The 26,896-nt window shown below is 60.0% G+C and carries 23 protein-coding genes and 1 other RNA gene; 13 read left to right on the forward strand and 11 right to left on the reverse strand.

Annotated elements, in window-relative coordinates; translation table 11 throughout:
• Positions 1–26 precede the first annotated feature (26 nt).
• Complete coding sequence (locus tag FHX16_RS21740; protein WP_016554479.1) at positions 27–434, reverse strand: DUF2000 family protein; 408 nt, start codon at positions 432–434, stop codon at positions 27–29.
• A 33-nt stretch (positions 435–467) separates the two neighbouring features.
• On the opposite strand from FHX16_RS21740, the gene FHX16_RS21745 reads away from it, so the two are divergent.
• Positions 468–1,355, forward strand: coding sequence for an AraC family transcriptional regulator (locus FHX16_RS21745; protein ID WP_183860863.1), 888 nt, complete (start codon positions 468–470; stop codon positions 1,353–1,355).
• On the opposite strand, the gene FHX16_RS21750 is transcribed toward FHX16_RS21745, so the two are convergent.
• Together FHX16_RS21750 and FHX16_RS21755 are read right to left on the reverse strand one after the other, a co-directional pair.
• Complete coding sequence (locus FHX16_RS21750) at positions 1,315–2,409, reverse strand: AbrB family transcriptional regulator (protein ID WP_183861403.1); 1,095 nt, start codon at positions 2,407–2,409, stop codon at positions 1,315–1,317. The genes FHX16_RS21745 and FHX16_RS21750 overlap by 41 nt on opposite strands.
• Positions 2,410–2,569: 160 nt before the next feature.
• Positions 2,570–3,472 carry a LysR family transcriptional regulator gene (locus tag FHX16_RS21755; RefSeq protein ID WP_183860861.1) on the reverse strand — a complete coding sequence of 301 codons (903 nt, stop codon included), beginning with the start codon at positions 3,470–3,472 and terminating at the stop codon, positions 2,570–2,572.
• A gap of 95 nt (positions 3,473–3,567) precedes the next feature.
• On the opposite strand from FHX16_RS21755, the gene FHX16_RS21760 reads away from it, so the two are divergent.
• The 3 genes from FHX16_RS21760 to FHX16_RS21770 all read left to right on the forward strand — a co-directional run bounded on the left by FHX16_RS21760 (position 3,568) and on the right by FHX16_RS21770 (position 10,051).
• On the forward strand, positions 3,568–4,602 hold the full coding sequence (locus tag FHX16_RS21760; RefSeq protein WP_183860859.1) for an aldo/keto reductase: 1,035 nt from the start codon (positions 3,568–3,570) through the stop codon (positions 4,600–4,602).
• Between the two features lie 106 nt (positions 4,603–4,708).
• Positions 4,709–6,121, forward strand: a complete 1,413-nt coding sequence (locus FHX16_RS21765) for an FAD-binding oxidoreductase (protein WP_183861401.1) — start codon at positions 4,709–4,711, stop codon at positions 6,119–6,121.
• Between the two features lie 183 nt (positions 6,122–6,304).
• Positions 6,305–10,051: an AsmA-like C-terminal region-containing protein gene (locus FHX16_RS21770; RefSeq protein WP_259130329.1), complete on the forward strand. Its 3,747-nt coding sequence runs from the start codon at positions 6,305–6,307 to the stop codon at positions 10,049–10,051.
• Between the two features lie 46 nt (positions 10,052–10,097).
• On the opposite strand, the gene FHX16_RS21775 is transcribed toward FHX16_RS21770, so the two are convergent.
• From FHX16_RS21775 to ssrA, 4 genes are all read right to left on the reverse strand, one after another.
• A complete protein-coding gene (locus FHX16_RS21775) occupies positions 10,098–10,319 on the reverse strand; it encodes a ribbon-helix-helix domain-containing protein (RefSeq protein ID WP_183860855.1) in 222 nt (73 codons plus the stop codon).
• Between the two features lie 97 nt (positions 10,320–10,416).
• Positions 10,417–10,611 (reverse strand): DUF4169 family protein, encoded by a 195-nt coding sequence (locus FHX16_RS21780; RefSeq protein ID WP_183754649.1) that lies wholly within the window; start codon positions 10,609–10,611, stop codon positions 10,417–10,419.
• A gap of 50 nt (positions 10,612–10,661) precedes the next feature.
• Positions 10,662–11,171, reverse strand: coding sequence for an SspB family protein (locus FHX16_RS21785; RefSeq protein ID WP_016554469.1), 510 nt, complete (start codon positions 11,169–11,171; stop codon positions 10,662–10,664).
• 127 nt (positions 11,172–11,298) lie between these two features.
• Positions 11,299–11,668, reverse strand: a transfer-messenger RNA (tmRNA) gene (gene ssrA / locus FHX16_RS21790).
• Between the two features lie 369 nt (positions 11,669–12,037).
• Here ssrA and FHX16_RS21795 point away from each other — a divergent pair.
• From FHX16_RS21795 to FHX16_RS21815, 5 genes are all read left to right on the forward strand, one after another.
• The gene (locus FHX16_RS21795; RefSeq protein WP_259130334.1) at positions 12,038–12,832 is read left to right on the forward strand and encodes a thymidylate synthase; all 795 of its coding nucleotides are present in this window, start codon (positions 12,038–12,040) and stop codon (positions 12,830–12,832) included.
• Positions 12,833–12,844: 12 nt separating this feature from the next.
• Entirely contained in the window at positions 12,845–13,360 is a 516-nt protein-coding gene (locus FHX16_RS21800) for a dihydrofolate reductase (protein ID WP_183860853.1), read from the forward strand.
• Positions 13,361–13,511: 151 nt separating this feature from the next.
• A complete protein-coding gene (hflK, locus tag FHX16_RS21805; RefSeq protein WP_016554465.1) occupies positions 13,512–14,597 on the forward strand; it encodes an FtsH protease activity modulator HflK in 1,086 nt (361 codons plus the stop codon).
• Between the two features lie 3 nt (positions 14,598–14,600).
• Positions 14,601–15,527: a protease modulator HflC gene (hflC, locus tag FHX16_RS21810; RefSeq protein ID WP_114713142.1), complete on the forward strand. Its 927-nt coding sequence runs from the start codon at positions 14,601–14,603 to the stop codon at positions 15,525–15,527.
• 192 nt (positions 15,528–15,719) lie between these two features.
• Positions 15,720–17,315 carry a DegQ family serine endoprotease gene (locus tag FHX16_RS21815; protein ID WP_183860851.1) on the forward strand — a complete coding sequence of 532 codons (1,596 nt, stop codon included), beginning with the start codon at positions 15,720–15,722 and terminating at the stop codon, positions 17,313–17,315.
• Positions 17,316–17,434: 119 nt separating this feature from the next.
• Here FHX16_RS21815 and FHX16_RS21820 read toward each other — a convergent pair whose 3' ends face one another.
• Together FHX16_RS21820 and serB are read right to left on the reverse strand one after the other, a co-directional pair.
• Positions 17,435–18,001 (reverse strand): GNAT family N-acetyltransferase, encoded by a 567-nt coding sequence (locus FHX16_RS21820; RefSeq protein ID WP_183754656.1) that lies wholly within the window; start codon positions 17,999–18,001, stop codon positions 17,435–17,437.
• On the reverse strand, positions 17,998–18,888 hold the full coding sequence (serB, locus tag FHX16_RS21825; RefSeq protein ID WP_259130340.1) for a phosphoserine phosphatase SerB: 891 nt from the start codon (positions 18,886–18,888) through the stop codon (positions 17,998–18,000). The genes FHX16_RS21820 and serB overlap by 4 nt, the downstream gene beginning before the upstream one ends.
• 1 nt (position 18,889) lies before the next feature.
• Here serB and miaA point away from each other — a divergent pair, with 1 nt between their 5' ends.
• A complete protein-coding gene (miaA, locus tag FHX16_RS21830; RefSeq protein ID WP_183861399.1) occupies positions 18,890–19,780 on the forward strand; it encodes a tRNA (adenosine(37)-N6)-dimethylallyltransferase MiaA in 891 nt (296 codons plus the stop codon).
• 11 nt (positions 19,781–19,791) lie between these two features.
• Here the strand turns inward: miaA and FHX16_RS21835 are convergent, their stop codons facing one another.
• A complete protein-coding gene (locus FHX16_RS21835; protein WP_183860847.1) occupies positions 19,792–21,885 on the reverse strand; it encodes a helicase HerA domain-containing protein in 2,094 nt (697 codons plus the stop codon).
• 345 nt (positions 21,886–22,230) lie between these two features.
• Here FHX16_RS21835 and FHX16_RS21840 point away from each other — a divergent pair, with 345 nt between their 5' ends.
• Entirely contained in the window at positions 22,231–24,024 is a 1,794-nt protein-coding gene (locus FHX16_RS21840; protein WP_259130343.1) for an acetolactate synthase 3 large subunit, read from the forward strand.
• A gap of 26 nt (positions 24,025–24,050) precedes the next feature.
• Entirely contained in the window at positions 24,051–24,623 is a 573-nt protein-coding gene (ilvN, locus tag FHX16_RS21845; RefSeq protein WP_016554457.1) for an acetolactate synthase small subunit, read from the forward strand.
• Positions 24,624–24,703: 80 nt separating this feature from the next.
• Here ilvN and FHX16_RS21850 read toward each other — a convergent pair whose 3' ends face one another.
• Positions 24,704–25,681, reverse strand: coding sequence for a LysR family transcriptional regulator (locus FHX16_RS21850; RefSeq protein WP_183861396.1), 978 nt, complete (start codon positions 25,679–25,681; stop codon positions 24,704–24,706).
• 85 nt (positions 25,682–25,766) lie between these two features.
• Here FHX16_RS21850 and FHX16_RS21855 point away from each other — a divergent pair, with 85 nt between their 5' ends.
• Complete coding sequence (locus FHX16_RS21855; RefSeq protein ID WP_183860845.1) at positions 25,767–26,891, forward strand: alkene reductase; 1,125 nt, start codon at positions 25,767–25,769, stop codon at positions 26,889–26,891.
• The last annotated feature ends 5 nt before the right edge of the window (positions 26,892–26,896 follow it).

Here is a 26,896-nt window from a genome sequence, read left to right on the forward strand (position 1 = left end):
GCCGGGCCAACGCCCGGCCGTTTTCGTTATTGATGCATCGTCGCGCCCTTGGTGATCTTGTCGACGATCTTCTTCTCCGCCCGGATGGCGATGCCGACAACCTTGGCATCGTCAGGTGCGTATTCTGCAAAGACGGCCCTGTTGGCAACGTCGTGGCCGGTTGCAAACATCTCTTCGATGAACAGCGATGAGGTTACGCCGCGCTCCAGGGAGCGGCGATGGATCGCCGACATCGTCTCGTCCTCGGCCGATAGGACGATGATCGGCTGGATGGAAAGTGGATTGTAGAGATTGCCGGCGCGGTCCTTGTAGGCTTCGCCGATCATCTCGGGGTGCTGTCCGGCGATGCCGCTCATTAGAAAGGCAGTGACGTTCAGCTTCTGCCAGGATGCAAGATTGTTTCGCAGGACGATCGCAATTTTGGTATCAAACATTCCAGTCTCTTTCATACGGGTTCGAAAGTCGCGTTGGACCAGGATGTAAACAGTCACGCCTTCGAGGGTCTTGAACGTTTGTGCACCGAGCCCGGCGCAGACGGGATCGTGATTGCGCCGGCCTTTCCCGGAATCGAGCGGATGGAAGCGCAGTTTTCCGGCAAGGCGTTCGAGCCTCATCGCCACGATACCTACGCTCTCGGTGTGACGATGAAGGGCGTGCAGACGTTTTCGTATCGTGGCCAGCGGCGCTTCAGTATGCCGGGACAGGTGCTCGTACTCCACCCAGATGAGGAGCACGACGGTGGGGCTGGTACTGACGACGGGCTGCAGTATCGCATGCTTTATCTTGAGCCGGCGCTACTGCTCGAATGCCTTGGAGCGCAGAAGATCGGGCTTCCCTTCGTTGACGATCCTGTCATCCGGGATCCGATTCTTGCAGGTACGCTGCTCGGAGCCCTTACAGAGCTCGATCGCGAGCTCGACGAGTTGTTCGTCGACGATTTCGTTTCGCGTGTTGCGGGCGGACTTGCAAAACATGCGAAGGCTCCACAACGGCCGCTCGGCAGCGTGGCGTGGCAGCGCGCAAGATTGGCGCGCGACTATCTCGAAGCGCATGCCACGGAAGCCGTGCGATCCGGCGAGCTTGAGACTGTCACCGGTCTCGACCGCTTTTCTCTCTCCCGGCACTTTAGGGCGGCTTTTGCAACAAGCCCGCATCGTTATCTGCTCATGCGGCGGCTGCAGCAGGCGCGTGCGATGATCGGCGCAGGCGACGGGCTGTCTGATGTTGCGGCGGCGACCGGCTTTGCCGACCAGAGCCATCTCACCCGCCATTTCAAAAATGCCTATGGAATGACACCCGGCCAATGGGCGAGCCTTAGACGGACTTTTCCGCAAGGCCGGAGCGGCGTGCGATGAAGCGTGCCAGCATCGGGCCGGTGAACAGGATCACCAGGAACCGAGCGGTTTGCATCGCCATGACGAAGGGCACGTCGACATCGCTCGAAGCTGCGATGATTGCCACAGAATCGGCGCCGCCGGGGCTTGTCGCCAGATAGGCTGTGAGCGGATCGACACCTGCGAATTTGTGCAAGGCAAACGCCATGCAGCCACAGATCGACATCAAAAGCAGGATAGAGGCAGCGACGCGCGGCAGTGCGCGAGCGGCGTGCATGACGATCCCGCGGGTGAAACGAAGCCCGATGTTCCAGCCTATCAGGGCATAACTGATCGCCAGCAGCCAGAGCGGAAGTTCGATCTTGAGTAGACCGAGGCCTTGAAGCAGGGCGCCAAGGACCAGAGGCACCGTGATCGTGCCGCCCTGAATGCGAAAACGCACCGCAAGGTAGGCGGACAGGCAGGTGAGTGCGATGGTCGCAGCCAGCGCCTGCCAGTCGACCGGTGGGAAGAGGATGAACGGCGGCGGTTCGCCACCATCGGCGGCGACCCAGAGGCGCGAGACGACCGAGGCCGCCACAGCGACGAAGACCACCCGGAGATATTGCATGAACGCGACGAGACGGGCGTCGGCACCATAGGCTTCGGACATGATCACCATCGCGGAGGCTGCGCCCGGCGAAGAGCCCCAGACCGCCGTCGTTCCGGGTAGAACCTGCCAGCGCGTCAGCAACCAGCCAAGACCGGCTGCGGCAGCGATGACGGAGAGGATCATCGCGAGAAAGAGTGGCGCGTCAGTGGCCATGGTCTTGAGGATGTCAACGGTGATGGCGCGCGCCATCAGAAAGCCGACGAGCGCCTGCCCGAAGAGGAGGGGCCAGCGCGGGACCTTGAGCGATCCCTGACCGATGGATAAGGCAAGGACAATCGCCGCCACCATGGGGCCGATCAGGAGCGAGGCCGGCAGCCCGAGCAATTCGAGCCCGACTACAAGCACGGTGGAGACGCTGAGCAGGAGGATCCACCGCGGCAGGCTGGCGTATTGAAAGAAGCGGCTGGCGTCGTGCAACGGCATGATTCCCATGCATGTCTTGCCAATGCTGGAACCGCGATCGAGCGAAACAGGGGAGCAGCACTGGCTGGCAAAAGAGGCCGGCCGAGGAGGCCGAAGGATATGTGCCGATATAGGCGCCGGCCGGTGAAGGGGTCAATTGCGAAATTCTGCAGACGCGATGTCAGAGGCTGACGCGCTCCGCGAGGAAGTCGAGAAGCGCTCGGACGCGCGCCGGCAGTGGGCCGCCCTGGCCAACATAGACGGCGTAGAATTCTTCTATGTCGCCGGGATTGATGTCCTCGAGAACCGCGACCAGCCGGCCGGCCTCGATATCGGCGCGAACGGTGAAGGTGGCGAGGCGAACAAGGCCAGCACCTGACAGCGCCATATATCGCATCGCTTCGCCGTCGCCTACCTGGACGCCTGGCGTAATCGGCAGCGCAATGGTCTCGCCGCCATCGAGTAACGGCCAGCCCCGAACGCTGCGCGCGTAGGAGAAGCCAACGCGGCGATGGTGCGTCAGGTCGGTAATGGTCTTCGGCTCGCCTTCGCGCTTCAGGTAGTCCGGCGATGCCACGATGACGTTGCGGGTGAAGCCGAGCTTGCGCGCAATGAGGCTGGAGCTCTTCAACGGTCCGGCGCGGATCGCGACATCGGCGCGATCCTCGACGAGATCGACGATGGCGTCTGTGTGCGAGACGTCGAGTGTGACGGCGGGATTAAGCGCCAGAAATTCGGAAACCAGCGGCGCAAGGATATGATGGCCGAAGGAGGCGCTGGTGTTGATGCGTATAGGCCCCGTGGCCTGTTCACCTGATGATGCGTAGCGTTCCGCCTCTGCGATATCAGCAAGGATGGAAACGCTGCGATCGTAAAAGGCGGATCCTTCAGGCGTCAGATGCAACTTGCGGGTCGAACGGTTGACGAGGCGAGCACCAAGGCGTGCCTCAAGGCGTGCTATGAGCTTGCTTACTGCAGACGGAGTCATTCGGCAGGCACGCGCCGCGGCCGTGAAGCCGCCGAGTTCGACGGCGCGCACGAAGACTTCCATTTCGCCGGAGCGATTGATGTCTTGCCTGCTCATGATGACTTCAATTCACGGATAGTTTTCCTTCCGGCAATCTATATCACGGTAGATTCAGTGTCTATCTCTTCTGAAGTCCACACAGGAGACCGATCATGGAATACAGAAATCTCGGTGCATCAGGCCTCAGGGTGCCGGTTTTGAGCTTCGGCGCGGGAACATTCGGAGGCTCAGGCCCGCTCTTCGGCGCATGGGGAAATACCGACGCAGCCGAAGCCCGACGCTTGGTCGACATTTTGTTGGAAGCGGGCGTCAACCTTTTCGATACGGCCGACGTCTATTCGGCCGGTGCCTCCGAAGAGGTCCTTGGCCAGGCGATCGCTGGTCGGCGCGACGCTGTACTGATCTCAACCAAGATCGCATTGCCGATGGGCGATGGACCGGCGGATTGGGGAACGTCGCGCTCGCGACTCATACGTTCCACGGACGAGGCGTTGAAGCGCCTCGGCACGGACTACATCGACCTGCTGCAACTCCATGCATTCGATGCTTCGACACCCATCGAAGAGGTACTCGCAACGCTGGACGGGCTGATTGCTGCAGGGAAAATCCGCTATGTCGGCGTCTCGAATTTCGCGGGATGGCAGTTGATGAAGTCGCTCGGGATTGCCGAGCAGCATGGCTATCCGCGCTATGTTGCACATCAGGTCTATTATTCGCTGGCGGGTCGTGACTACGAATGGGAACTGATGCCGCTCGCCGCCGATCAGGGCGTCGGCGCATTGGTCTGGAGCCCGCTTGCCTGGGGCCGTCTCACCGGCAAGATCAGGCGCGGTCAGCCGTTGCCGGAGGGCAGTCGGCTGCACCAGACGGCAGAATACGGGCCGCCGGTCGATGACGAGAAGCTCTACGATATCGTCGATGCATTGTTCGAGGTTTCCGAAGAGACGGGCAAGACTGTCCCGCAGATCGCCCTCAATTGGCTTATCGGCCGCCCAACCGTTTCCAGTGTCATCATCGGCGCGCGCAACGAGGAGCAGCTGCGGCAGAATCTCGGAGCTGTCGGGTGGTCATTGTCGAAGGAGCAGGTTGAAAAGCTCGATAACGCGAGTGAAGTTACCGCGCCTTATCCCCACTTTCCATACCGCAGGCAGGAAGCTTTTGCGCGGCTCAACCCGCCGTTGGTCTAAGGGCGCACGATAGGGGACGGTTCTACCCGATCATGCACTAGACAGGCGCCATCTCTTGTCTCATACCAACCTGCCTCCGGGTGTGAAGGTGAAGGAGATCAAAGAGATGGCGCTCAAGGATGCAAAATCCGGAACACGCAACGAGGCAGGCATCGCCGCCGCTCTTGGTATTCTGAAACAGAGCTTTGGTGAGCGCTTCCAGACCGGCGAGGCGTTCCGTGCACAGCACGCGCATACCACTACCTACATCCCGGCTCAGCTGCCAGACGGCGTGCTTTTTGCAGAGAGTGCCGACGATGTGAAGGCTGCAGTCAAGATTTGCGCCGAGCATAAGGTACCGGTCATTGGCTTCGGCACCGGCTCGTCGCTGGAAGGGCAGGTCAATGCGCCGAATGGCGGTATATCGATCGATTTCAGCCGAATGAATCGGATTCTTGAAGTCAATGCTGAGGATCTTGACTGCACCGTCGAGCCCGGTGTGACGCGTGAGGAATTGAACACTTATCTCCGTGATACCGGTCTGTTCTTTCCGATCGATCCCGGAGCAAATGCTTCGATCGGTGGCATGACCTCCACGCGGGCCTCCGGAACGAATGCCGTGCGTTACGGCACGATGAAGGACAATGTGCTCGCGGTCACGGCGGTGACAGCAAATGGCGAGGAAATCCGCACTGCGCGACGCGCACGCAAGTCGTCCGCCGGCTACGACATGACCCGGCTGTTCGTCGGAGCTGAAGGCACGCTTGGCATGTTGACGTCCGTGACGCTGAGGCTGCAGGGCATCCCGCAGAAGATCGGCGGTGGCGTTTGTGCCTTTCCGACCATTCGAGCCGCCTGCGACGCCGTGATCATGACCATCCAGATGGGTATTCCCGTCGCCCGCATCGAACTTTTGGATGCGCTGCAAATTCGCGCCTGCAATGCCTATTCGAAGCTGAACTACGAGGAGAAGCCGACGCTCTTCCTCGAGTTTCATGGTACGGATGAGACCGTTGCTCTGCAATCGGAACAGTTTGCCGAGATCGCCTCCGAATGCGGGGGTGGCGCGTTTTCGTGGACCGTTAACGCCGAGGAACGCAGCAAGCTCTGGAAGGCAAGGCACGATGCGTATTGGGCATCGCGTGCGCTGGCGCCGGAAATGGCTGCGCTCTCGACGGATGTCTGCGTGCCGATTTCCCGTCTTGCCGATTGCATCGGCGAGACGCAGGCCGATATAGAGGAACATGGCCTGTTGGCGATGATCGTCGGACATGCCGGCGATGGGAATTTCCATGTGCTCCTGTTGTTCGACGACAAGACCGACGAAGGTATTGCTGTCGCTGAGACCTTTGTCGGCAGGCTCAATGCCCGCGCTTTGGCGATGGACGGCACGTGCACCGGCGAACACGGCATCGGCCAAGGCAAGATGGCGTTCCTCGAAGAGGAGCTTGGCGGCACGGTCGATCTCATGCGGCAGGTCAAGAAAGCGCTCGATCCGGACGATATCTTCAATCCCGGAAAGATATTCCATATTGCCTGAAAACGAACACTCTGTTGCGCTTGTCTACCAGGCGAGACCGACCGAGAGGGAAATAACCGGGCATGAGGAGAATTCATCTCGGAATCAAGTAAATAGAGCACGATGTTGCCGGAAAGCGGCTTCACAGCTTTCGGTATGATGCTCTAGTGTCCGCGATGGATTCCCAAATGGAGAATTGTTGAGTTGGTAGGCCGGTTCCTCGTCTTTTTGGGCGGAGTGATTGTCGTAGCGCTGTTCGTGGCGCTGCTGGCGCCGTTGTTTATCGACTGGACGGACTTCCGAAAGAATTTCGAGGATCAAGCAAGCCGGATCATAGGCAAGAAAGTCGTCGTGCACGGTGCGGTGGATGCGCGCCTTCTGCCGTTTCCATCGGTGACACTGCATGACGTGCGCGTCGCGCAGGAACTCGACGGGTCGCCCCTCGTGCAGGTCGAGCAGTTTTCGATGGATGCCGAACTCGCGCCGTTCCTCTCCGGCGAGGCGTTGATCTTCGACATGCGCGTGGTCAACCCGAAGGTAAAGCTGAGGCTGTTGAAGGACGGCACGCTCGACTGGACACGCGGCAGCCAGCCTGAAATTCCGGCCAGGACGGTTGTTCTTGAGAACGTCCATGTCAGCGGCGGCGATGTTCAATTCATCGACGACCAGTCGGGGCGCTCGCGGCACGTTACCGGCCTGAATGCCGAAATGTCGGCCAAGTCGCTTGCCGGTCCATGGCGGATCGAAGGTGATGCGGCGCTTGATGGCGCGCACGGCAACTTCACGATCGCCAGCAATCAGCCGGACGAGAACGGAATCCTGCGGATGCGTACGCAGTTGCAGCCCGACAAGCAGCCGGTGACGGTCGATCTCGACGGAGAACTGAAGCTCGTCGATCGCCGGCCGAACTATCAGGGAACGGTGTCGGCTTCGATTGAGAACCGGGATGGCAAGAAGACCGCCAAGGGCGATCTGCCTCCACGCCTGAAAGGGAAGTTCGAGCTTACCAACGAGAGCGTTCGGATACCGGAATATCGGCTGGAGGTTGGGGCGGCAGACGATCCCTATGTCGTCACCGGCGAGGCGACGCTCGATACGGGAAGCAAGCCGCAATTCCTGCTGATCGCAAACGGCCAGCAGATCGATGTCAATCGCATCGGTAATCAGGGCGCGAACGGCAAGACGACCCGCGATGCCGGCCTCTCGGCTCGACAGCGATTGAACGCGCTGATCCAGATAGTTTCACAGGTGCCGGTACCGCAGGTGCCAGGGAAGGCGAGCGTTCGCTTGCCGGCCATCGTTGCGGGCGACACGACGATCCGCGACATTCAGCTCGATGTCCAACCCGCTGGCAGCGGCTGGACGATCGACAATGCGGTCGGCACGCTTCCCGGTCGCACACAGGTCGAAGGCCAAGGCAAGCTCAATCTGCAGGGGCAGGCGTCCTTCGTGGGGCAGATGACAGTGGCGTCCAATCAGCCCACCGGTCTTGCGGCCTGGCTCGCCGGTTCCGTGGATCCGGCGATCCGACAGCTGAGGCAAGCGGGTTTTTCCGCCGATGTCAGCCTCACCCACGACCGCCAGACGTTCGACAACCTGGAGATTGCCGTCGGGCAGGCGACGCTCAAGGGCAGGCTGGATCGCCAGGCTGCGGCCAATCAGACGCCGACGCTGGATGTCGCGCTTGCCGGCGACGCGCTCGATCTGGATGCGCTGCGTGCGCTGACAGGATTGCTTACCGGTCAGGACGCGGGCGACAATGTGCTTGATCACAAGATCGCTGCGCAGCTGAAGGCCGACAAATTCACGGCCTTCGGCGTCGAAGCGGCCGATGTCGAGACAAGCTTTACAATTGCCGATGGCGCCTTGGCGGTCGAGAAGCTTTCGGTCAAGAATCTGGCGGGCGCCGAGGTGACTGCGACCGGTCGCGCCGAGGGATCGCTGCTCGATTACAAAGGCTCGGGGGAAATCACCTTCAAATCAGCCGATCCGGGCTCCTTCTTCACCATGCTCAAGCAACACCTGCCGCAGCATCCCGTCATGGATAGGCTCGTGCGCAATGCCGCCTGGTACACGAATACTGCTTTGCGTGGTGCCCTGACGCTTGGCGGGGACGAGGGCGATGGCCTGACCCTGACATTGGCCGGCGTGAGCAACGGGAGCCGCGTCAATCTCGACTACCGAATGTCGGACCTTCTGGCTCTGACAGGCAAGGGCACCACGAGCCTTGAGGCGACGCTCGAGAACAGCGTCACCTCCATCCTGTTCGGGCAGGCCGGCCTTGATCCGCTGCCGGTTGAAGCCGACGCCAACGGGCGTATGACCCTCAAGGTGCAAGCCGAGGGAACAGAGCCTGCAGACGCGCAGCTGACGTTTGCCACCGACCGCACCTCGTTTACCGCCGGCGGCAAGGTCGACGTCCGGCCGCAAACCTTCATGAACGGGCAGCTTGCGGTTTCGCTGGAGAGCGCGGACCTTGATCCGTACCTTGTCATGAACGGCATCGCTGTCCCGCAAATGGGTACGGGCCTGCCGTTCAAGTTGACGACAAACGCGACGATCGACGGCGACAAGATTGCCCTTGCTGACGTTGCCGGCCATGCCGCCGACAATGAGTTCAGCGGCGCGCTGACCCTAGACCGCAAGGCCGAGACGACGACGGCAACTGGCGAATTGGCGCTTTCAAAGGCTGATGCCGCCTGGCTCGGAGAAGCCATCTACGGGCCAATGACGGATGCGGCGACCGGCAACCTGTCAGCGGGGGGGCTCGGCTTGCCCGTCTTCAAGGACATGGACGTCAGCCTCAAGCTCTCCGCCAAGCAATTCTGGCCAGGCTGGTCGGGCGCGATTTCGGATTTCACATCCGATGTGGCGTACAGGGGCGACGAACTACAATTGAACAACATCAAGGGAGGCTGGGACGGCGGCAGCCTCGACGGCAGTCTCCTCTTTACCAATGCCAATGGGACGGGCTTCTTCCAGACGAAGCTGGCGCTGGCGAATGCGGACCTTGCCGCTGTGGTGTGGCCGCGCGACGGCGCGCCCGTGGCCAGCGGCAAGTTCGGACTGGGGCTCTCCATGGAAGCGTCCGGCAAATCCATGAAGGATATCGCCGGTTCGCTGAACGGCTCCGGGGAGCTTCGGCTCGGTGAAACGAGCGTTCGCGGGCTCAATCTTGGGATGCTGGCGCCATTGCTGGCAGCCACCGATCCGATGCAGGATCAGCTGAATGCCGGCAAGGTTCATCCGATCGTCGAGACCTTGCTCAACAACGGCGAAGCGAAGCTGCCGCCGACTGCCATCCCGTTCAACGTTACAGATGGTGTGCTGCGCTTTCAGAACGTCAGCGTGACGACCGATCAGGCGAAGGTGGTTGGCAACGGCCAGATCGACCTGCCGCAAGAGCGTATCAACGCATCACTCAATATTGCGCTCAATCCAGGCAGTGAGGTGCTTCCAGGTGCCGAACCTGCGATCCGCCTGGACTTTTCGGGGCTGCTCGCGTCGCCTGGCCGAACCATGGACGTCACCGATATCACCGGCTTCCTGTCCTTGCGTGCCTTCGAGCGTGAACGCCGGCGTGTCGAGCGCTTGCAGTCGAACGTGCTGGAAAAGCAGCGACTGCGCCGCGAAGTTGCTCTCTACAAGTTCAATGATCTGGAACGCCAGAAGGCCGCGGCCTTCGAGGCGCAGCGGCAGGCCGAGGAGCAGCGTTTGAGAGACCTAGCCGCCGCCCAGGCAGAGCGTGAGAGGCAAGCTGCCGAAGCGAAAGCAAAGGCGGAGGCCGAGGCAAAGGCGAAAGCGGACGCAGCGGCGCGCGCGAAGGCGGCGGAGGAAAAGGCTGCCGCAGATGCTGCGCGACGTGCACAGGAGCAGCTTTCCGTTCCCCCAGAGAACTCGCTCAATTTCGGAACCGTACCGGGGCTGCCCGGTGTGCAGATGCCGCAGTAGTAGCGGCGGCCACATCGAGGAAGATCACCGCAGGTGTTGCCACGTGCTATCTAACGGCACCCTCAGCTTTCAGCCAGTGCAGCACATAGACACGTAGCGCAGATGATAGGTTGCTCTCGGGCTGACGCTGATCGTCAATGTCAGAGATCAAGGCTGCGAGCGGAATGGCACGCGCCTTGGCGATCATGTTCAGTTCGGCCCAGAATTCGTCTTCCAACGAGAAGCTGGTGCGATGTCCGTGTAGCGTGGCCGAGTGCTTGCGGATCATCGCAAGGCTTCGTAATTCGATTCAAGCGGGTGATGTCCTGAATCCGGACGGCCGTTCAAGCGATTGATCCAGGAATCTTTTTTACTTTCCTGGATACTCATTTGTCGTCGTCGGATTTCTCGATGTGGCCCTGCTGATGCGAGCGTTCGGCCTTCTCGTTGAGCGCCTTGGTGAGCTGCTTCTCAACCTTGGTACGGCCGAAGGAAATACGGTTTTGCTCGGCCTGCTTTTCCTTGTTGGCGCGGGCCTGCTTCTTTTTGAACTGACGGAGATTGACGACTTCGGCGGTCACGGCTGGCCTCGATCGGAATTGAAAAAGGGAAGCAGTTGCTTCCCTCGGTTTTACTGCTTCTTTCGGAAGGCGTCGAGCGAGACGACCGAACCGGGCTTCTTTTCCTCGCCGTCGGCTTTGGCGGCGGGTGTTTCCTCCGACTTCTCGGATGCCACCGGATAAGCGGTAATCTCTGCGGCGGGAAGCTCGTCGCTGTCGGCGAGAGGCACGTCGAATTCGAGCTCGAAGTTCACCGAGGGATCGTAGAAGCCGCGAATCGCATTGAATGGAATGAAGAGCTTTTCCGGAACATCAGAGAAGGAAAGGCCGATCTCGAACGTCGTCTCCGTGATCTTCAGTTCCCAGAACTGGTGCTGGATGACGATGGTCATCTGTTCCGGATATTTCGCCTTCAGGTGTTGCGAGATGCGAACACCGGGCGCGCCGGTAAGGAAGGTGATGAAGAAATGATGCTCGCCTGGCAGGCGGCCCGTCGCGGCAACTTCGGACAATACCTTGCGGATGACGCCACGCAGTGCGTCCTGTGCCAGAATGTCGTAACGGATGTGATCCTGCCCCATGCTTTCCTGTCTTTCGTTAGGTTCGGACTCGTTTCCCAAGGCTGTATGGCATGCCAAGACGCCCTGGAAAAGGCCTGAGCCGAGTCATGCTTGACCAAACCATACATGATTTGCGCGCAAGGGAGAAGGTGAAGGCTTCTGTTGCCAGGTGCCTTCGGACCCCGCCTAGAGGTGCGAACCACTAGGGCTTTATTTGAAGTGTCACACCGCGATTAAGCAGCGAGACGAGCTTCCGCATAGTTGTCGTTTGCAACTACAATTTTAGCCCGATAACGGCGGTACAATGCCGAGCAAAAAGACGATCTTTACACCCTTGTCGATCCTGTTTCGCCCCCATCAAAAGCCGGCCATCTCATTGCTGGGCCGCCGGTTTTTGGTGGAGGCGCCGGGTACCGCCCCCGGGTCCAATAGGTTTATTACACCGCTCATTTATCGCCATAGCCGGCCCGAAGACCGGCATGGGTGATATAGTGTTTTCCGTCAGGGATGGGAAGAGGTGTTGTCACAAAACCGTGTGGTCCGCTCAGAAAGCGAGAGGACGCTCGGCAGCCTAAGAGAGAGAGAGAGAGAGAGAGATCACCTTCCGATCGTGAAGGCGCCACGCTTTCAACATACTGACGATCCCGGTCGCTGCTCCGACTATCGCTACAAACAAGCCAAGGAGAGAGATGCAGGGAAGCGGCGGGCATCAAAGGCTTCGGCAACCTTCGCATTGAACGTCAAATCGCCAATAGGCTGATCCTAGTCAGCGAATGGATACGTGGGCGCTGATCGTGACGGAGATTTGTCGGGATAAAGCCCGCGCGACGATTGGTTTCGATGAGCGAAGCGCTTAAATAAGCTCAGAACGGAATCGGCGGCGAACGATGAAGCAGTATCTCGATCTTCTGAAGCATGTGATGGAACACGGAACCGATCGCGGCGATCGTACCGGCACGGGCACGCGCTCTGTGTTCGGCTATCAGATGCGGTTCGACCTGCAGGAAGGCTTTCCGGTTCTTACGACAAAGAAGCTGCATCTGCGGTCCATCATCCACGAGCTGCTCTGGTTCCTACGTGGCGACACCAATATCCGCTACCTCAAGGACAATGGCGTTTCGATTTGGGATGAATGGGCGGACGAGAATGGCGATCTGGGGCCGGTCTATGGCGCGCAGTGGCGCTCGTGGCCTTCGCCGGATGGCGGCCATATAGATCAGATCGCCAAACTTGTTGCCGGCATCGTCAAGAATTCGAACTCGCGCCGCCATATCGTTTCTGCGTGGAATCCTGCCGAGGTCGATGACATGGCGCTTCCGCCATGCCATTGCCTGTTCCAGTTCTACGTCGCCGACGGCAAGCTTTCCTGCCAGCTTTATCAGCGCTCCGCTGATATCTTTCTCGGGGTGCCATTCAACATTGCCTCGTACGCTTTGCTGACGATGATGGTGGCGCAGGTTGCCGGTCTGAAACTCGGTGATTTTGTGCATACGCTTGGGGATGCGCATCTCTATCACAACCATTTCGAGCAGGCGAAGCTGCAACTGACCCGCACGCCGAAGCCGTTGCCGTTCATGCGGATCAACCCCGATGTGAAGGATATCTTCGGCTTCAAGTTCGAGGATTTCGAGTTGGTCGGCTACGAAGCCGACGCCAGCATCAAGGCCCCGATCGCGGTCTGATTGGAGAGGTCGATGTCTGACATTCGCAAGACGATCGTGGTCGCCGTTTCCGAGAACGGCATCATCGGGCGGGATGGTGACATGCCATGGCGGCTCTCCACCGATCTCAAGCGCTTCAAGGCGCTGACACTGGGCAAGCCTGTTGTCATGGGGCGGAAGACCTATGACTCCCTTGGTAAGCCGCTGCCCGGGCGACCAAACATTGCGATTTCCCGGCAGTCTGCCGCGGTAGCGAATCCGGACGTGCATATGGCTCGTTCGCTGACCGAGGCCATCAGCCTTGCAGAGGACCTTGCCAAGCAAAATGGTGGGAGCGAAATCTGCATCATCGGTGGTGGGCAGATCTATGAGCAGGCCATCGATCTCGCCGATCGGCTGTGCGTGACGCATGTCGAAACCGCGGTCGAAGGCGATACGTCATTTCCGGCGATTGACCCAGCGCTCTGGAGGGCGACGGAGACGATCGACGTGCCTGCAGGCGACAAGGATAGCTATCCCACGAAATTCGTGGTCTATGACCGGCGCTAACCGCTGAAAACCAACTATTTTCCAATAAATATCGTCAAGTTCCTCATGCTGCGTTGAAAGCAGATGCGGCGATACCTATAACGGTCACGATCGCAGCTATCCGCCGCCCCCGTGGGTTAGGCGATCGGAGTTCAACGAATAAGAGGTTTTGATGCCCTGGAGCAATCAGAATGGCGGCGGCGGCCCTTGGGGCGGCGGCGGCGGTAACAATCAGGGACCATGGGGGCAAGGGCCCAATCGCCCGCGCGGTGGCGGCAAGGGTGGGCCGCCTGATCTTGAGGATATTATCCGGCGCGGTCAGGACCAGCTGCGCAACATTGTGCCTGGCGGGTTCAACGGCGGCGTGCTTGTCATCGTTGCGGCGATTTTGGTGGTGTTCTGGCTCTTCCAGTGCATCTATATCGTCCAGCCGGACGAGCGCGGCGTCGAACTGCGTTTCGGCAATCCCAAGGAAGAGGTTTCGACCCCGGGCCTGCATTTCCACCTGTGGCCGATGGAAACCGTCGAGATCGTCAAGGTGACGATGCAGCAGCAGAATATCGGTGCGGCATCGACGTCGACATCCTCGTCGAGCGGGCTGATGCTTTCCGGTGACCAGAACATCCTGAACGTTCAGTTTTCAGTCTTCTTCACGGTCAGCGATCCCAAGGCCTATCTTTTCAACGTGGAGAACCCGGCTGAGACGCTGCAGCAGGTCGCCGAAAGCGCCATGCGCGAAGTTGTCGGTCGCCGTCCGGCCCAGGATGCCTTCCGCGACAATCGTCAGCCGATTGAAACGGAAGTCGCCAACATCGTCCAAGGAACCATGGATCGCTACAGGGCTGGTATTTCCATCGGCGCCGTGACGATTCAGGACGTGGCTCCGCCACGTGAAGTCGCCGATGCCTTCGAAGAAGTGCAGCGAGCCGACCAGGACAAGCAGCGACTGGTCGAAGAGGCCAATCAGTACGCCAACCAGAAGCTCGGTCAGGCGCGCGGTGACGCCGCCCAGATCCGCGAAGCGGCAGCGGCCTACAAGAACCGCGTGGTCAAGGAAGCCGAAGGTGAGGCTCAGCGCTTCTCGTTCATCAACGAACAATATGCGAAGGCGCCCGAGGTCACTCGTACACGTCTCTTCCTTGAAACGATGGAGCAGGTTCTGAAGAATTCCAAGAAGGTCGTGATCGACGAGAAGCAAGGGGTTGTGCCTTACTTGCCGCTTAATGAGATCGGCAAACCGGCGCAGCAGGGAGGTTGAGCCATGACATCGAACAGGCTTCCCCTCATTCTCGGCCTTCTCGCCGTCGTCTTGATTGCGCTCTACTCGTCGGTCTTCGTCGTGAATGCGCGTGAGCAGGCGATTGTTGTCCGCTTCGGTCAGATCCAGTCGGTGAAGACCGAGCCGGGTATCTACTTCAAGTTGCCGTTTGCCTTCATGGATGCCGACCGCGTCCAGATCGTGGAACGGCAGGCACTGCGCTTCGACCTCGACAACATTCGTGTTCAGGTTCGTGGCGGCGCGACCTTCGATGTTGATGCCTTCGTGGTCTACGACATCAGGGATGTCCGCAAGTTCCGCGAAACCGTCTCGGGCGATCGCGAGGCCGCGGAGGCACGCCTTCGCACGCAACTCGATTCTTCGCTTCGACGTGTCTACGGTCTGCGCGACTTCGATGCTGCACTGTCTGAAGAGCGTGTGGCAATGATGCTTGAGGTTCGCGACGACTTGCATCGCGATGCTGAAGATCTTGGTCTCAACATTCAGGACGTCCGCATCCGTCGTACGGATCTGACGCGCGAAGTCGCGCCGAAGACCTATGACCGGATGCGCGCCGAGCGTCTTGCCGAAGCTGAACTCCTGCGTGCGCAGGGTACGGAAGAGGGTCAGCGTCGCCGGGCTATCGCAGACAGGCAGGTGGTCGAAATCACCGCCGAAGCGCAACGCGATTCTGAAGTCCTGCGCGGTCAGGGCGACGCCGAGCGCAACCGCTTGTTTGCGGATGCATTCAGCAAGGATCCTGCGTTCTTCGAGTTCTACCGTTCGATGGCCGCTTATTCGACGGCTCTGACCTCGCAAGACACGACGTTGGTGATCTCGCCGAACTCGCAGTTCTTCCGTTTCTTCAACGATGCAAGCGGCGCGCCTCGAAACGCAGCGCCGGCGATGCCGACAGCACCGACCAACTGATCGCCGCGTTGCGACGCCTGACAAAAAAATGCGAAGGCCGGCTAATCTGCCGGCCTTTTTGCGTGGCGGCACGAGGGCTGCGAGCGCGGTGAACAGGATTGCACGGGATTTCGCGAAAAGGTGATTTCACCCTCCATCATTCCGCCTTATGCTGGTGCTCAGAGTGCGTTTTATTTGAAATGAGGATGCTTGATGGCCCCGACGACCCGCCCGACCTTCAGACGATCGCTCGCTCTCCTGGCCGGCGCCGCACTTCTGGCAAATGTTGGTTTCACCGGCTCGGTGCAAGCGCAGGGCACGCCGCCGATGAACGGCCCGGCATCCGTTGCCGATCTCGCAGAAGGCCTCCTCAATGCCGTTGTAAACATTTCGACTTCGCAGAATGTCAAGGATGACGAGGGTGTTGGCCCGGCCCCGCGCGCGCCCGACGGTTCTCCCTTCCAGGAATTCTTCAACGACTTTTTCAACAAGCAGAAGGGTAACAAGGGCGGCAACCACAACGTCAATTCGCTGGGATCGGGCTTTGTGATCGACCCTCAGGGCTACATCGTCACGAACAACCACGTGATTGAAGGCGCCGACGATATCGAGGTCAATTTCGCGGATGGCACTAAGCTGAAGGCGAAGCTGATCGGCACCGATACCAAGACCGATCTTTCGGTGCTGAAGGTTGAGCCAAAGGCGCCGCTGACGGCCGTGAAATTCGGCGATTCCAGCGGAATGCGCATCGGTGACTGGGTCATGGCGATCGGCAATCCGTTCGGCTTCGGCGGGTCGGTGACTGTCGGCATCATTTCGGGACGCGGTCGCAACATCAACGCCGGACCCTACGACAACTTCATCCAGACGGATGCGGCCATCAACAAGGGCAATTCCGGCGGCCCGCTCTTCAACATGAAGGGTGAGGTTATAGGCATCAACACGGCGATCATTTCGCCGAGCGGCGGATCGATCGGTATCGGTTTCTCGGTGCCGTCGGAGTTGGCTGCAGGCGTCGTCGAACAGTTGCGCGAGTTCGGCGAGACGCGCCGCGGGTGGCTCGGTGTCCGCATTCAGCCGGTTACCGACGATGTTGCTGACAGCCTCGGCCTATCGAGCGCCAAGGGTGCGCTGGTGGCGGGCGTCATCAAGGGTGGTCCCGTTGATGACGGTTCGATCAAGGCTGGCGACGTCATCCTCAAGTTCGACGGCAAGCCGGTCAACGAAATGCGTGATTTGCCGCGCGTGGTGGCGGAAAGCCCCGTCGGCAAGGAAGTCGACGTTGTCGTGCTTCGTGACGGCAAGGAGCAGACCGTGAAGGTGAAGCTCGGCCGCCTGGAGGATAGCGATCAGGCCGCCTCGAACGATGCCGACGCCAACAACAAGGGCGGTGTCATCAATCCGGATCCTGATGAAAACCAGGATATGGATGAGCCCGATGACCAGCAGACCCAACCCATGCCGGATGGCAAGGGCAAGACGGATCAGGCTGCACCCGATGCAACGAATCCGAAGAATGTACTCGGCCTGTCGCTGTCTGAGCTAAGCGCGGAGACCCGGAAAACCTTCGGTATCGCTGAAAGTGTCGATGGCGTGCTTGTCGCTGAGGTCGCAGCCGGCTCTTTGGCGGCGGAAAAGGGCTTGAAGCCTGGTGACGTGATCGTTGAGGTGGCGCAGGAGTTTATGCGCTCGCCCGAGGCCGTCGCCGCGAAGGTGCAGTCGCTAAAGCAGGAAGGCCGGCGGAACGCGCAGATGATGATCGCGTCGGCAAACGGCGACTTGCGCTTCGTAGCTGTGCCGATGGAGTAGCGAGACGAGGGCTCGCTCATCCCTCAATAAGCGTCAAATGGCTTCGTCGTCGGAAGTCCGTGCGGCGACGAAGGCAAGCGGCACCAACTTCTTATGGTGCCGTGCGCCGGCAATTGGCGTTAGCGGATCCCGCATTCCCATTGCTGACGGCTGATCGTGTAAAGAACGTGGCGTTTCAGATGCGGATGCGTGTCCGGAATGCTGGGGTGGTCGAAATCGCGATCAGGTTCATGATGCAAGCCAAGCCGCTGCATGACAGCGGTCGAACGATGGTTGTCGGTTACAGCAAACGAAACGATTTCGCTGGGGTCGAACTCGGTGAAGCCATGGCGCAGTGCGGCCATTCCCGCTTCTGTCGCATATCCGCTGCCCCAGTGCCTTTTCGCGAGACGCCAGCCGACTTCGATCGTGCCCGCTGGCAGAAACGGTTCGAGCTTGGGTCTCCAGAGACCGCAGAAACCGATCGGCTCATTGGTTTCCTTCAGGGCTATCGCATAGAAGCCGAGGCCGGTCTCGGCGATACTGTCGCGGATCGTGTCGAGCATCGAATCCGCTTCAGCGCGGTCGCGACGGAAGGCGAAGAATTCCATCACCTCAGGATCGGAGTTGATCTCGTGGAACAGCGGCCGATCACCGTCGGTCCAGTTGCGCAAAAGCAGGCGATCGGTCTCTAGGATTACCGTCATGGCACTACGAAATCGGTCTTGCGGTAGCCCTGGATATAGAGCAGGGCGCTGAGATCGCCGTGATTGATCTGTATCTTCGCCTGGGCTGCGACGGTTGGTTTAGCGTGCAAAGCGACGCCGGATCCAGCCAATTGAAGCATGCCGAGGTCGTTGGCGCCGTCGCCAACGGCAATGGCGTCGTCGGGAGAAATGCCGAGCCTTTCGGAAATGTCGTTCAGCGCATCGACCTTGGCTTGCTTGCCGAGGATAGGTTCAGAGACGAAGCCGGAAAGAACACCAGCCTCTTCCAGCAGAACATTCGCGCGGTTCTCATCGAAGCCGAGCGTCTTTGCGATGGGGCCGGTGAAGACGGTAAAGCCGCCGGAGACCAGCGCTGTATAATGTCCCTTCGACTTCATGGTGGCGATCAATTCTGGGCCACCTGGAGTGAGCGTGATGCGTCTGGAAATAACGTCGTCGACGACCGAGATCGGTAGCCCTTTCAAGAGCGCAACGCGCTCACGGAGGGCTGGTTCGAAAGCGATCTCGCCGTTCATGGCGCGAGCCGTGATCGCGGCGACCTTCTCCTTTAGCCCCACTTCGGCAGCGAGTTCGTCGATGCATTCCTGGCCAATCATGGTTGAGTCCATATCGGCGATCAGAAGTCTCTTGCGGCGTGTCTCGGCATCCTGGATGACGAGGTCGATGGCAGCGCTGCCGATGGCGGCGAGAATGCCGGCTCGAGCGGCTTCGACGTCGGCTCCATCCCTCAGTGCGATATCGCAGGCAATTCCGTCAGCCAGCCAGTAGAGGCCGGAAGCTTTCACTGCATCGGTCACCTGCTCGGCAATCGACTGCGTGAGAACAGGATTTGACGGATTGGCAACAAGCGTGGCAACGAGGGCCATGATGGAAAACCTTCTGAGCGCAATGAACGCGATCCTGATAACCGGGCCGACCGCCAGCGGCAAGTCCGCGCTCGCCGTCGAATTGGCAAAAGAGCACAGTGGGGCAGTCGTCAATGCCGACAGCATGCAGGTCTACGACACGCTGCGCGTGTTGACCGCGCGGCCATCTGAAGACGATATACAGGGTATTCCCCATTACCTCTACGGTCACGTCCCCGCGAGTCGTGCCTATTCTACAGGGGCGTGGCTGCGGGACGTTACGGATCTGCTGCAGCGTCTTCGTGCCGATGGACGCAAACCGATTTTTGTAGGCGGAACGGGCCTCTATTTCAAAGCGTTGACCGGCGGCCTTTCCGATATGCCTGCGATACCGGAGGACGTGCGCAACAGCCTTCGCTCACGCCTACAGGATGAGGGACCCGACGAACTCTATCGGCAACTGCAAGAGCGCGACCCTGCGGTCGCCGGCAGTCTTCGTCCGCAGGATGGACAGCGGATCGTGAGGGCGCTCGAGGTCATCGAAGCAACCGGCCGCTCGATCATCGATTTTCAGGCGCAAGCGGGACCGGTGATGATCGACCCCTCGGCGGCTCGCAAGATCGTGGTCGAACCGGAGCGTGCCGTCCTTCACCAGCGGATCAACGGGCGATTTGAAAAGATGCTGGAGCAGGGGGCTGAGGGTGAAGTGAAAGCGCTGCTCTCGCTTTCATTGTCGCCTGACATGCCTGTGATGAAAGCCATTGGCGTTTCGCAGATTGCGGCGATGTTGAATGGCGAGCTTACGCGCGACGAGGTTCTGGAGCGGGGCGCTGCGGCGACGCGGCAATATGCCAAGCGACAGATGACCTGGTTTCGCAACCAGATGGACGAAAGCTGGGAGCGCTTGCGGTAGCGTGGTACCGGCTAGTCCTTGTTATTTAGGCTGCTGAGCGGCTTTTTCAGGATGCTGTCACGGAGGGACATACCGGGTTCACGGCGAATGCTTCCTGCGACAGCTGGGCCGTCGCCGGTCCTGGGTGGCGGTTCTCCGCGCATTTCACGTCGTAGGGCTTCCAGGCGGCCATCGATAGACGTTTCCGGCGCTGCAAGAGGCGCGCGCTGAGGAGCGGCAAATGGCTCTCGCGGGGTGCCTGATCCCGGCAACATGTCGCGACGATATGGTTCGATCGGCGCGAGTGGTGGAGCCGCCAGAGAATGACCCGGCAATGGCGCTGACGGATAAGAGGAAGGTGCTACCGGGCCGTCGTAGTCGTTGTCATAGTCCTCTTCGTCCTCATAAGGACCGCTTGGTGGCATTGCAGCGGAGTAGCTTTGCTGGAACGCCGAAATATCCGGGCCGCTGGTGGCGCGCATGCGGGTTACGATCTTGCGCAGATCGACGTTGTCAGGATCCTCGTCGCTGACCTTCACGTTGGCACCGTTGGCCTTCGGCAAGTAGCGTTCCTCGACGCGCGAGAAGCGCATTCGCATTGGAACGCTGATCGCTTCACCGAAGGCAATCGCCTCGCCGTTGCCGATCGAGGAAATGAAGCTGGTCGTCGAGATCGACGAGTTGGGAATCGCCGAACGAATGATTTCCTGGTCGCGATCATTGGCAAGGCGCATGGCAAACAGCGTCGAGCACTGCGACAAGATCGTCTGATCGAGTTCGCCTGGACGCTGGGTGATGATCCCCAGCGACACGCCGTATTTGCGGCCTTCCTTGGCGATGCGGGCGATTGCCTGCCGTGTCGGGAAGAAGCCGAGATTCGGATCCGACGGAATGTAGCGGTGCGCTTCTTCGCAGACGACGAGCATGTGGATGGCACCGTCGCTCCACAATGCGATTTCAAAAGCCATGCGGCAAAGAACCGAAGCGACTGAGTTCACGACCTCGGAGGGGATGCCGGATAGCTGGAAGGTGCAGATCGGCCTATTGTCGCCAGGGATGCGGAAGATTTCCGCCACCGTCTCCATGATTGTGTCGCTGATGGTGTTGCTGGAGAACATGAAGTGGTAGCGCGGATCGTTGATGGCAGCGAGAACGCGCATCTTCAGCGACCGGAGCAGAGGCTTTTCGCTGCGTCCCTCGAGCCTGCCGATGCGTTCGTCGATCAGCGCCAGCAGATCGGCCATGCGATAGGGAACCGGCGTATCCGCCGTAATCGAGCTCTTTTCCGTTGTGCGCCTGACGAGCGAATTGTCGCTGCCGCGGAAGGCGCGCTTTGCCTCCGGCAGCAAATCCCGCAGGATGTCGACTTCTTCCGGAATCGGTGTTCGGCCTCTGAAGACCACTTCCGCGAACTCTTCCAGTTTCATCAGCCAGAACGGCAGGTCGAGCGTGTCCGTATCGATGACAACCGAGTGCTTCGGGAAGGCGGCAGCAAACTCGTTGTGCGGGTCGAGGATCAGTACGCGCAGCTTCGGGTCAGCCTCGATCGCCTTGTGCAAGAGCAGAGACACGGCTGTCGACTTGCCGACGCCGGTCGAGCCAACGATTGCGAAATGCTTGGACAGCATCGAGGGAATATGGATGGCGGCATCGATGCTCTCGTCTTGCGTGAGCTTGCCAATCACGGCTGTTGTTCCGCTGCCGGCGTCATAGATGCGCATCAAGTCCGTCGAGCGGATGCGGTGAGCGATGGCGCCGAGATAGGGATAGCGTGAAATGCCGGTCGAGAATTGCTCGCGGCCATCCTCGTCAACGCGAACTTCGCCAAGCAATTCGGTTTCGATTTGAAAGTAGTTGTCTTCTCCTTCGCCCCAGCTGTGACCGCCGGTGTTCATGGAGTAGACGAGGGCGACCACCCGGTTTCGACCGACGCTGATCGAAATGAGCCTTCCGACCGACCACAGTTCGGCCAGCTCTGTGCCGCCAGCTTCTGCGACGGCAGCGATCGTGGCGCGAGACCCGCTACACGCAACAACGCGGCCAAGAAACCGGTTACCCGGGGTCTGGTCGTCGCGGCGGTCATGCTCGCCTGCCTTGCCTGCCGTGTGCAAGTCCTTGTTCAGCAAAGGGCTACTCCCTGCGGTAGCAAAGGAGGATATGAGCGAACGTTTAAGAAAGTCTTTTTGCGACAGGCGCGCCAGTCCCGCGCACGTCTGACCGGGACGATTGCATTCGATTTTTTATTGCGGCATGCGTTGACGATGCGAAATTTTCTGTCTATCAATTCGCCCCATGAAAATCGCAGTAGCTCTTATCGTGGTGGGAAGGCGCATGGGCAGGATGGTATAACCATCCGGCGATAGCCACCCATGCGCTAGACGAAGGCTCCCACAGGGGCCTTTTTTTATGTCCGAAAATCGGGCTTCCGGACCACAAAACTCAAATCCCAGCAGTCAAAACGGAAAAGAAACATGACGGGCACGGACAATCAGGCAGCAGGAAATCGGATGACGGGAGCGGAGATCGTCCTCCAGGCGCTGAGGGACAATGGCGTCGAGCACATCTTCGGCTATCCGGGTGGCGCAGTGCTGCCGATCTACGACGAGATCTTCCAGCAGGACGATATCAAGCACATTCTCGTCCGCCATGAGCAGGGCGCCGGCCACGCCGCCGAAGGCTATGCCCGCTCCACAGGCAAGGTCGGTGTCATGCTCGTGACCTCGGGTCCGGGTGCGACAAATGCCGTCACGCCGCTGCAGGACGCCTTGATGGACTCGATCCCGCTCGTTTGCCTGACCGGTCAGGTTCCGACCTCGCTGATCGGTTCGGATGCCTTCCAGGAATGCGATACTGTTGGCATCACGCGCCCCTGCACCAAGCACAACTGGCTGGTCAAGGACGTCAACGATCTGGCCGCGATCATCCACGAAGCCTTCCGCATCGCCCAGTCCGGCCGTCCGGGTCCTGTTGTCGTCGATATCCCGAAGGACGTTCAGTTTGCGACTGGCACCTACACGCCGCCGTCAGCCCATGCGATCCAGAAGAGCTACCAGCCGAAGGTTCAGGGTGATCTCAGCCAGATCCAGGCTGCCATTGAACTGATGGCAAGCGCAAAGCGTCCGGTCATCTATAGCGGTGGCGGCGTTGTCAATTCCGGCCCCGAAGCGACCAAACTGATGCGCGAGTTGGTCGAACTGACGGATTTCCCGATCACCTCGACGCTGATGGGCCTCGGCGCCTATCCCGCATCGGGCAAGAACTGGCTGAAGATGCTCGGCATGCACGGCTCCTACGAGGCGAACATGGCGATGCATGATTGCGACGTGATGGTCTGCATCGGCGCCCGCTTCGACGACCGTATCACCGGCCGCATCAATGCCTTCTCGCCGAACTCGAAGAAGATCCACATCGACATCGACCCGTCCTCGATCAACAAGAACGTTCGCGTCGATCTTGGGATCCGCGGCGATGTCGGAAGCGTTCTGGAAGATATGGTTCGCCTGTGGCGCGCATTGCCGAAGAAGCCGGAAAAGAGCCAGATCGCCGATTGGTGGGCTGATATCGCTCGTTGGCGCGCGCGTAATTCCTTCGCCTACACCAAGAATAACGACGTGATCATGCCGCAATACGCGCTGGAGCGCCTCTATGCGCTGACCAAGGATCGCGACACCTACATCACGACCGAAGTTGGTCAGCACCAGATGTGGGCAGCACAGTTCTATGGCTTCGAGAAGCCGAACCGCTGGATGACCTCGGGCGGCCTCGGCACCATGGGGTACGGCCTGCCGGCAGCGCTCGGCGTGCAGATTGCCCATCCGGAAAGCCTCGTCATCGATATCGCCGGCGACGCCTCGATCCAGATGTGCATTCAGGAGATGTCGACGGCGATCCAGTACGAGGCGCCGATCAAGATCTTCATCATGAACAACCAGTACATGGGCATGGTCCGCCAGTGGCAGCAGCTGCTGCACGGCAACCGTCTGTCCAACTCCTACACGGAAGCGATGCCTGACTTCGTCAAGCTCGCCGAAGCCTATGGTGCCGTTGGTCTGCGTTGCGACAAGCCCGATGATCTGGACGGCGCCATCCAGGAAATGATCGACGTGAAGAAGCCGGTCATTTTCGATTGCCGTGTCGCCAATCTCGCCAACTGCTTCCCGATGATCCCGTCGGGCAAGGCCCATAACGAAATGCTGTTGCCGGACGAAGCCACGGACGAGGCGGTCGCCAACGCGATCGACGCCAAGGGCCGTCAGCTCGTTTGATATCAAGGTAGAGGAAACCCACGATCATGAACGCACATCTTCAGCCGACGGGCTCTGCCTACTTCATTTCGCCGGAGACGGCGGCGGCCGAAAGCCACACGCTTTCGGTCCTCGTCGACAACGAGCCCGGCGTCCTTGCCCGCGTCATCGGCCTGTTTTCCGGCCGGGGCTACAACATCGAGAGCCTGACCGTCTCCGAGACCGAGCACCAGGCACACCTGTCGCGCATTACCATCGTGACGCGCGGTACACCGCACGTGCTCGAACAGATCAAGGCGCAGCTTGAACGCATCGTCCCCGTTCATCGGGTTGTCGATCTCACGGTCCGCGCCCGCGAGCTCGGCCAGGAGCGTCCGATCGAGCGTGAAGTGGCGCTCGTCAAGGTGGTCGGCACGGGCGAGACGCGCGCCGAAACGCTCCGGCTCGCTGACGCCTTCCATGCGAAGGTGGTGGACGCGACCGTCGATCACTTCATTCTCGAGATCACTGGAAAGTCTTCGAAGATCGACCAGTTCGTTTCGATCATGAAGCCCCTTGGCCTGATCGAAGTCTGCCGCACCGGCATTGCCGCCATGAATCGCGGCCAGCAGGGCATGTAAGAAAACAGACGTGCCGGACAACGTGGCGTCCGGCACTTCCTTCTTCCTTATGCCGCGCGCCCATGGATCTGGGCGTGAAGCTATTCGGCAGCGATCAAGACGATATCGGATCCTGCATTCGCCTCCAAAACCTTGGCACGCACAGGCTCTAGCGCCGCAAGGACCTGTTGGCGCAGCCATACGTGGCCGGCGTTGCGGTCGGACGAGGTATGCCATCCAAGCGAGATGTCGTAGGGCGGGATGTCCACCGGTCCGGGGCTGATGGCGAGGCCGAACACCGGCGCCCAGGCTCGCGCGAAGCTTGCCGGCACGGCAGCGATCACGTGCGTATCACGAACCAAGATCGGCAGCGTGAAGAGGTGTGGCGTGGTCACCGCTGCGCGTCGTTTCAATCCGCGCTCAGCCAGCACTTCGTCCACGAGCCGGCAGCGGCCGTCCTTGCTGACGATCACGGCCTGCGGGGTCGCAAGAAACGTCTCGAGGTCGATGGCGCCGGAACCACCGGTTGTCTCGGGGTTGCTGAGGATGACATAGCGCTCGGACCAGAGCTTGCGACGTTTATGAAGTTCGTTGCCTGTCTCCACCTTGCCGATCGCGAGGTCTATCTCGCCGCTGTCCAGGAGATCCGCGGGATAATCCTGGTCGATCGACCGTATCACGAAATTGACATGTGGCGCCTGCTCGTGAACGGAAGCGAGCAGCGGCGGCATCAACAGGCTTTCCAGATAGTCAGTCATTCCGAGCGTGAAGGTTCGCTCATCCGTTGCCGGGTCGAATTGCTCCGGCTCGATCAGGCGGGATTGGATCGTGCACAGGATGCCGCTCACGGTTTCGGCGAGTTCCTGCGCCCGTGGCGTCGGTTCGATTCCGCGCGCCGAGCGAACAAACAGCTCGTCGGACAGAAGCGCTCGCAGGCGCCCAAGGTTGTGGCTCAAGGCGGATTGGGACGTGCCGATGCGCTGTGCCGCCCGCGTGACGTTGCGCTCGCTCATCAGGGCGTCAAACGCAACCAGCAGATTCAGGTCGAACTTCAAGATATGAGCGTGATCGATCGACATCATGATTTCCATCTGTTGGATTTATGACTGTGCCAGAGATATCTGTTTGGTCGATGATAATCAACCCAATTAAGGAATAACGCTCATGAAGTCTCTCTTTGAAGTCTACGATCTTCGCGGCCAGAAGCTTCGCAACCGCGTCGTCATGGCTCCGATGACCCGCGCCCGGGCGAAGGACGGTATCGCCGACCAGCAGACCGCCCAGTATTACCGCCAGCGCGCCGGCGCCGGTCTGATCGTCTCGGAAGGAACGCCGATCTCGCAAGAGGGAACAGGCTTTGCCTTCATCCCTGGCATATGGTCGGACGATCAGGTCCGTGGCTGGCAGGGCGTGACGAAGGCCGTGCACGAGGAGGGCGGGAAGATTTTTGCGCAGATCTGGCACGTCGGTCGCATGTCGCACACCTCTCTTCAGCCGGCCGGCGGACAGCCTGTCAGCTCCAGCGCCAAGCCTGCGCGCGACGATAAGAGCACGGCGTATGCGTTCAATGAGGACGGCGTTGCCGGCTTCGTCGAAGCGAGCGTACCGCGGCCGCTCGGGACCGACGAGGTTGCGAGGGTTGTAGACGACTTTGCGAATGCCGCGACAAATGCCATTGCGGCCGGATTTGACGGCGTCGAAATCCACGGCGCAAACGGCTATCTGCTTGAGCAGTTTCTCAATCCTGAAATCAACGACCGCGCCGATCGGTATGGAGCGGGCAACGTCGAGGACAGGACGCGCTTCGTGCTCGAGATCGTCGATGCGGTGGTAGCGCGGATTGGCGCGGAGAAGGTCGGCATCAGGCTTTCACCATTCGGCAAGCTGTTCGACATGCCGCATCATCTGTTGATCGAGGAAACCTACCTGCACCTTGCTGCTGCGCTCGCTGAACGCAACCTTGCCTATGTGCACTTGAAGGACCAGGGTCCGGCCAGTGCTCCGGCTCTTTCGAGAGATTTCCTGCGCAAGTTCCGCCAGAGCTACTCCGGTACGCTGATTCTTGCTGGTTCCCTCGACAAGGGTCGCGCCGAAGAGTTTCTGCGGGACGGCTTGATTGATCTTGCCGCCTTTGGTCAGCCGTTCATCGCAAATCCGGATCTGGTAGAACGTCTGCAGGGGGATCTGCCTTTGGCGACGCCCAACCGTGACACCTACTACGGCGGCGGCGCCGAGGGATACACTGACTACCCGGTATACGCGGGTGGCACTGAGGCAAAGGCTGCCTAGTCGCG

Origin of the sequence: Rhizobium sp. BK661 (genome assembly GCF_024808825.1) — a bacterium.
In the GTDB taxonomy this organism is placed as follows: domain Bacteria; phylum Pseudomonadota; class Alphaproteobacteria; order Rhizobiales; family Rhizobiaceae; genus Rhizobium.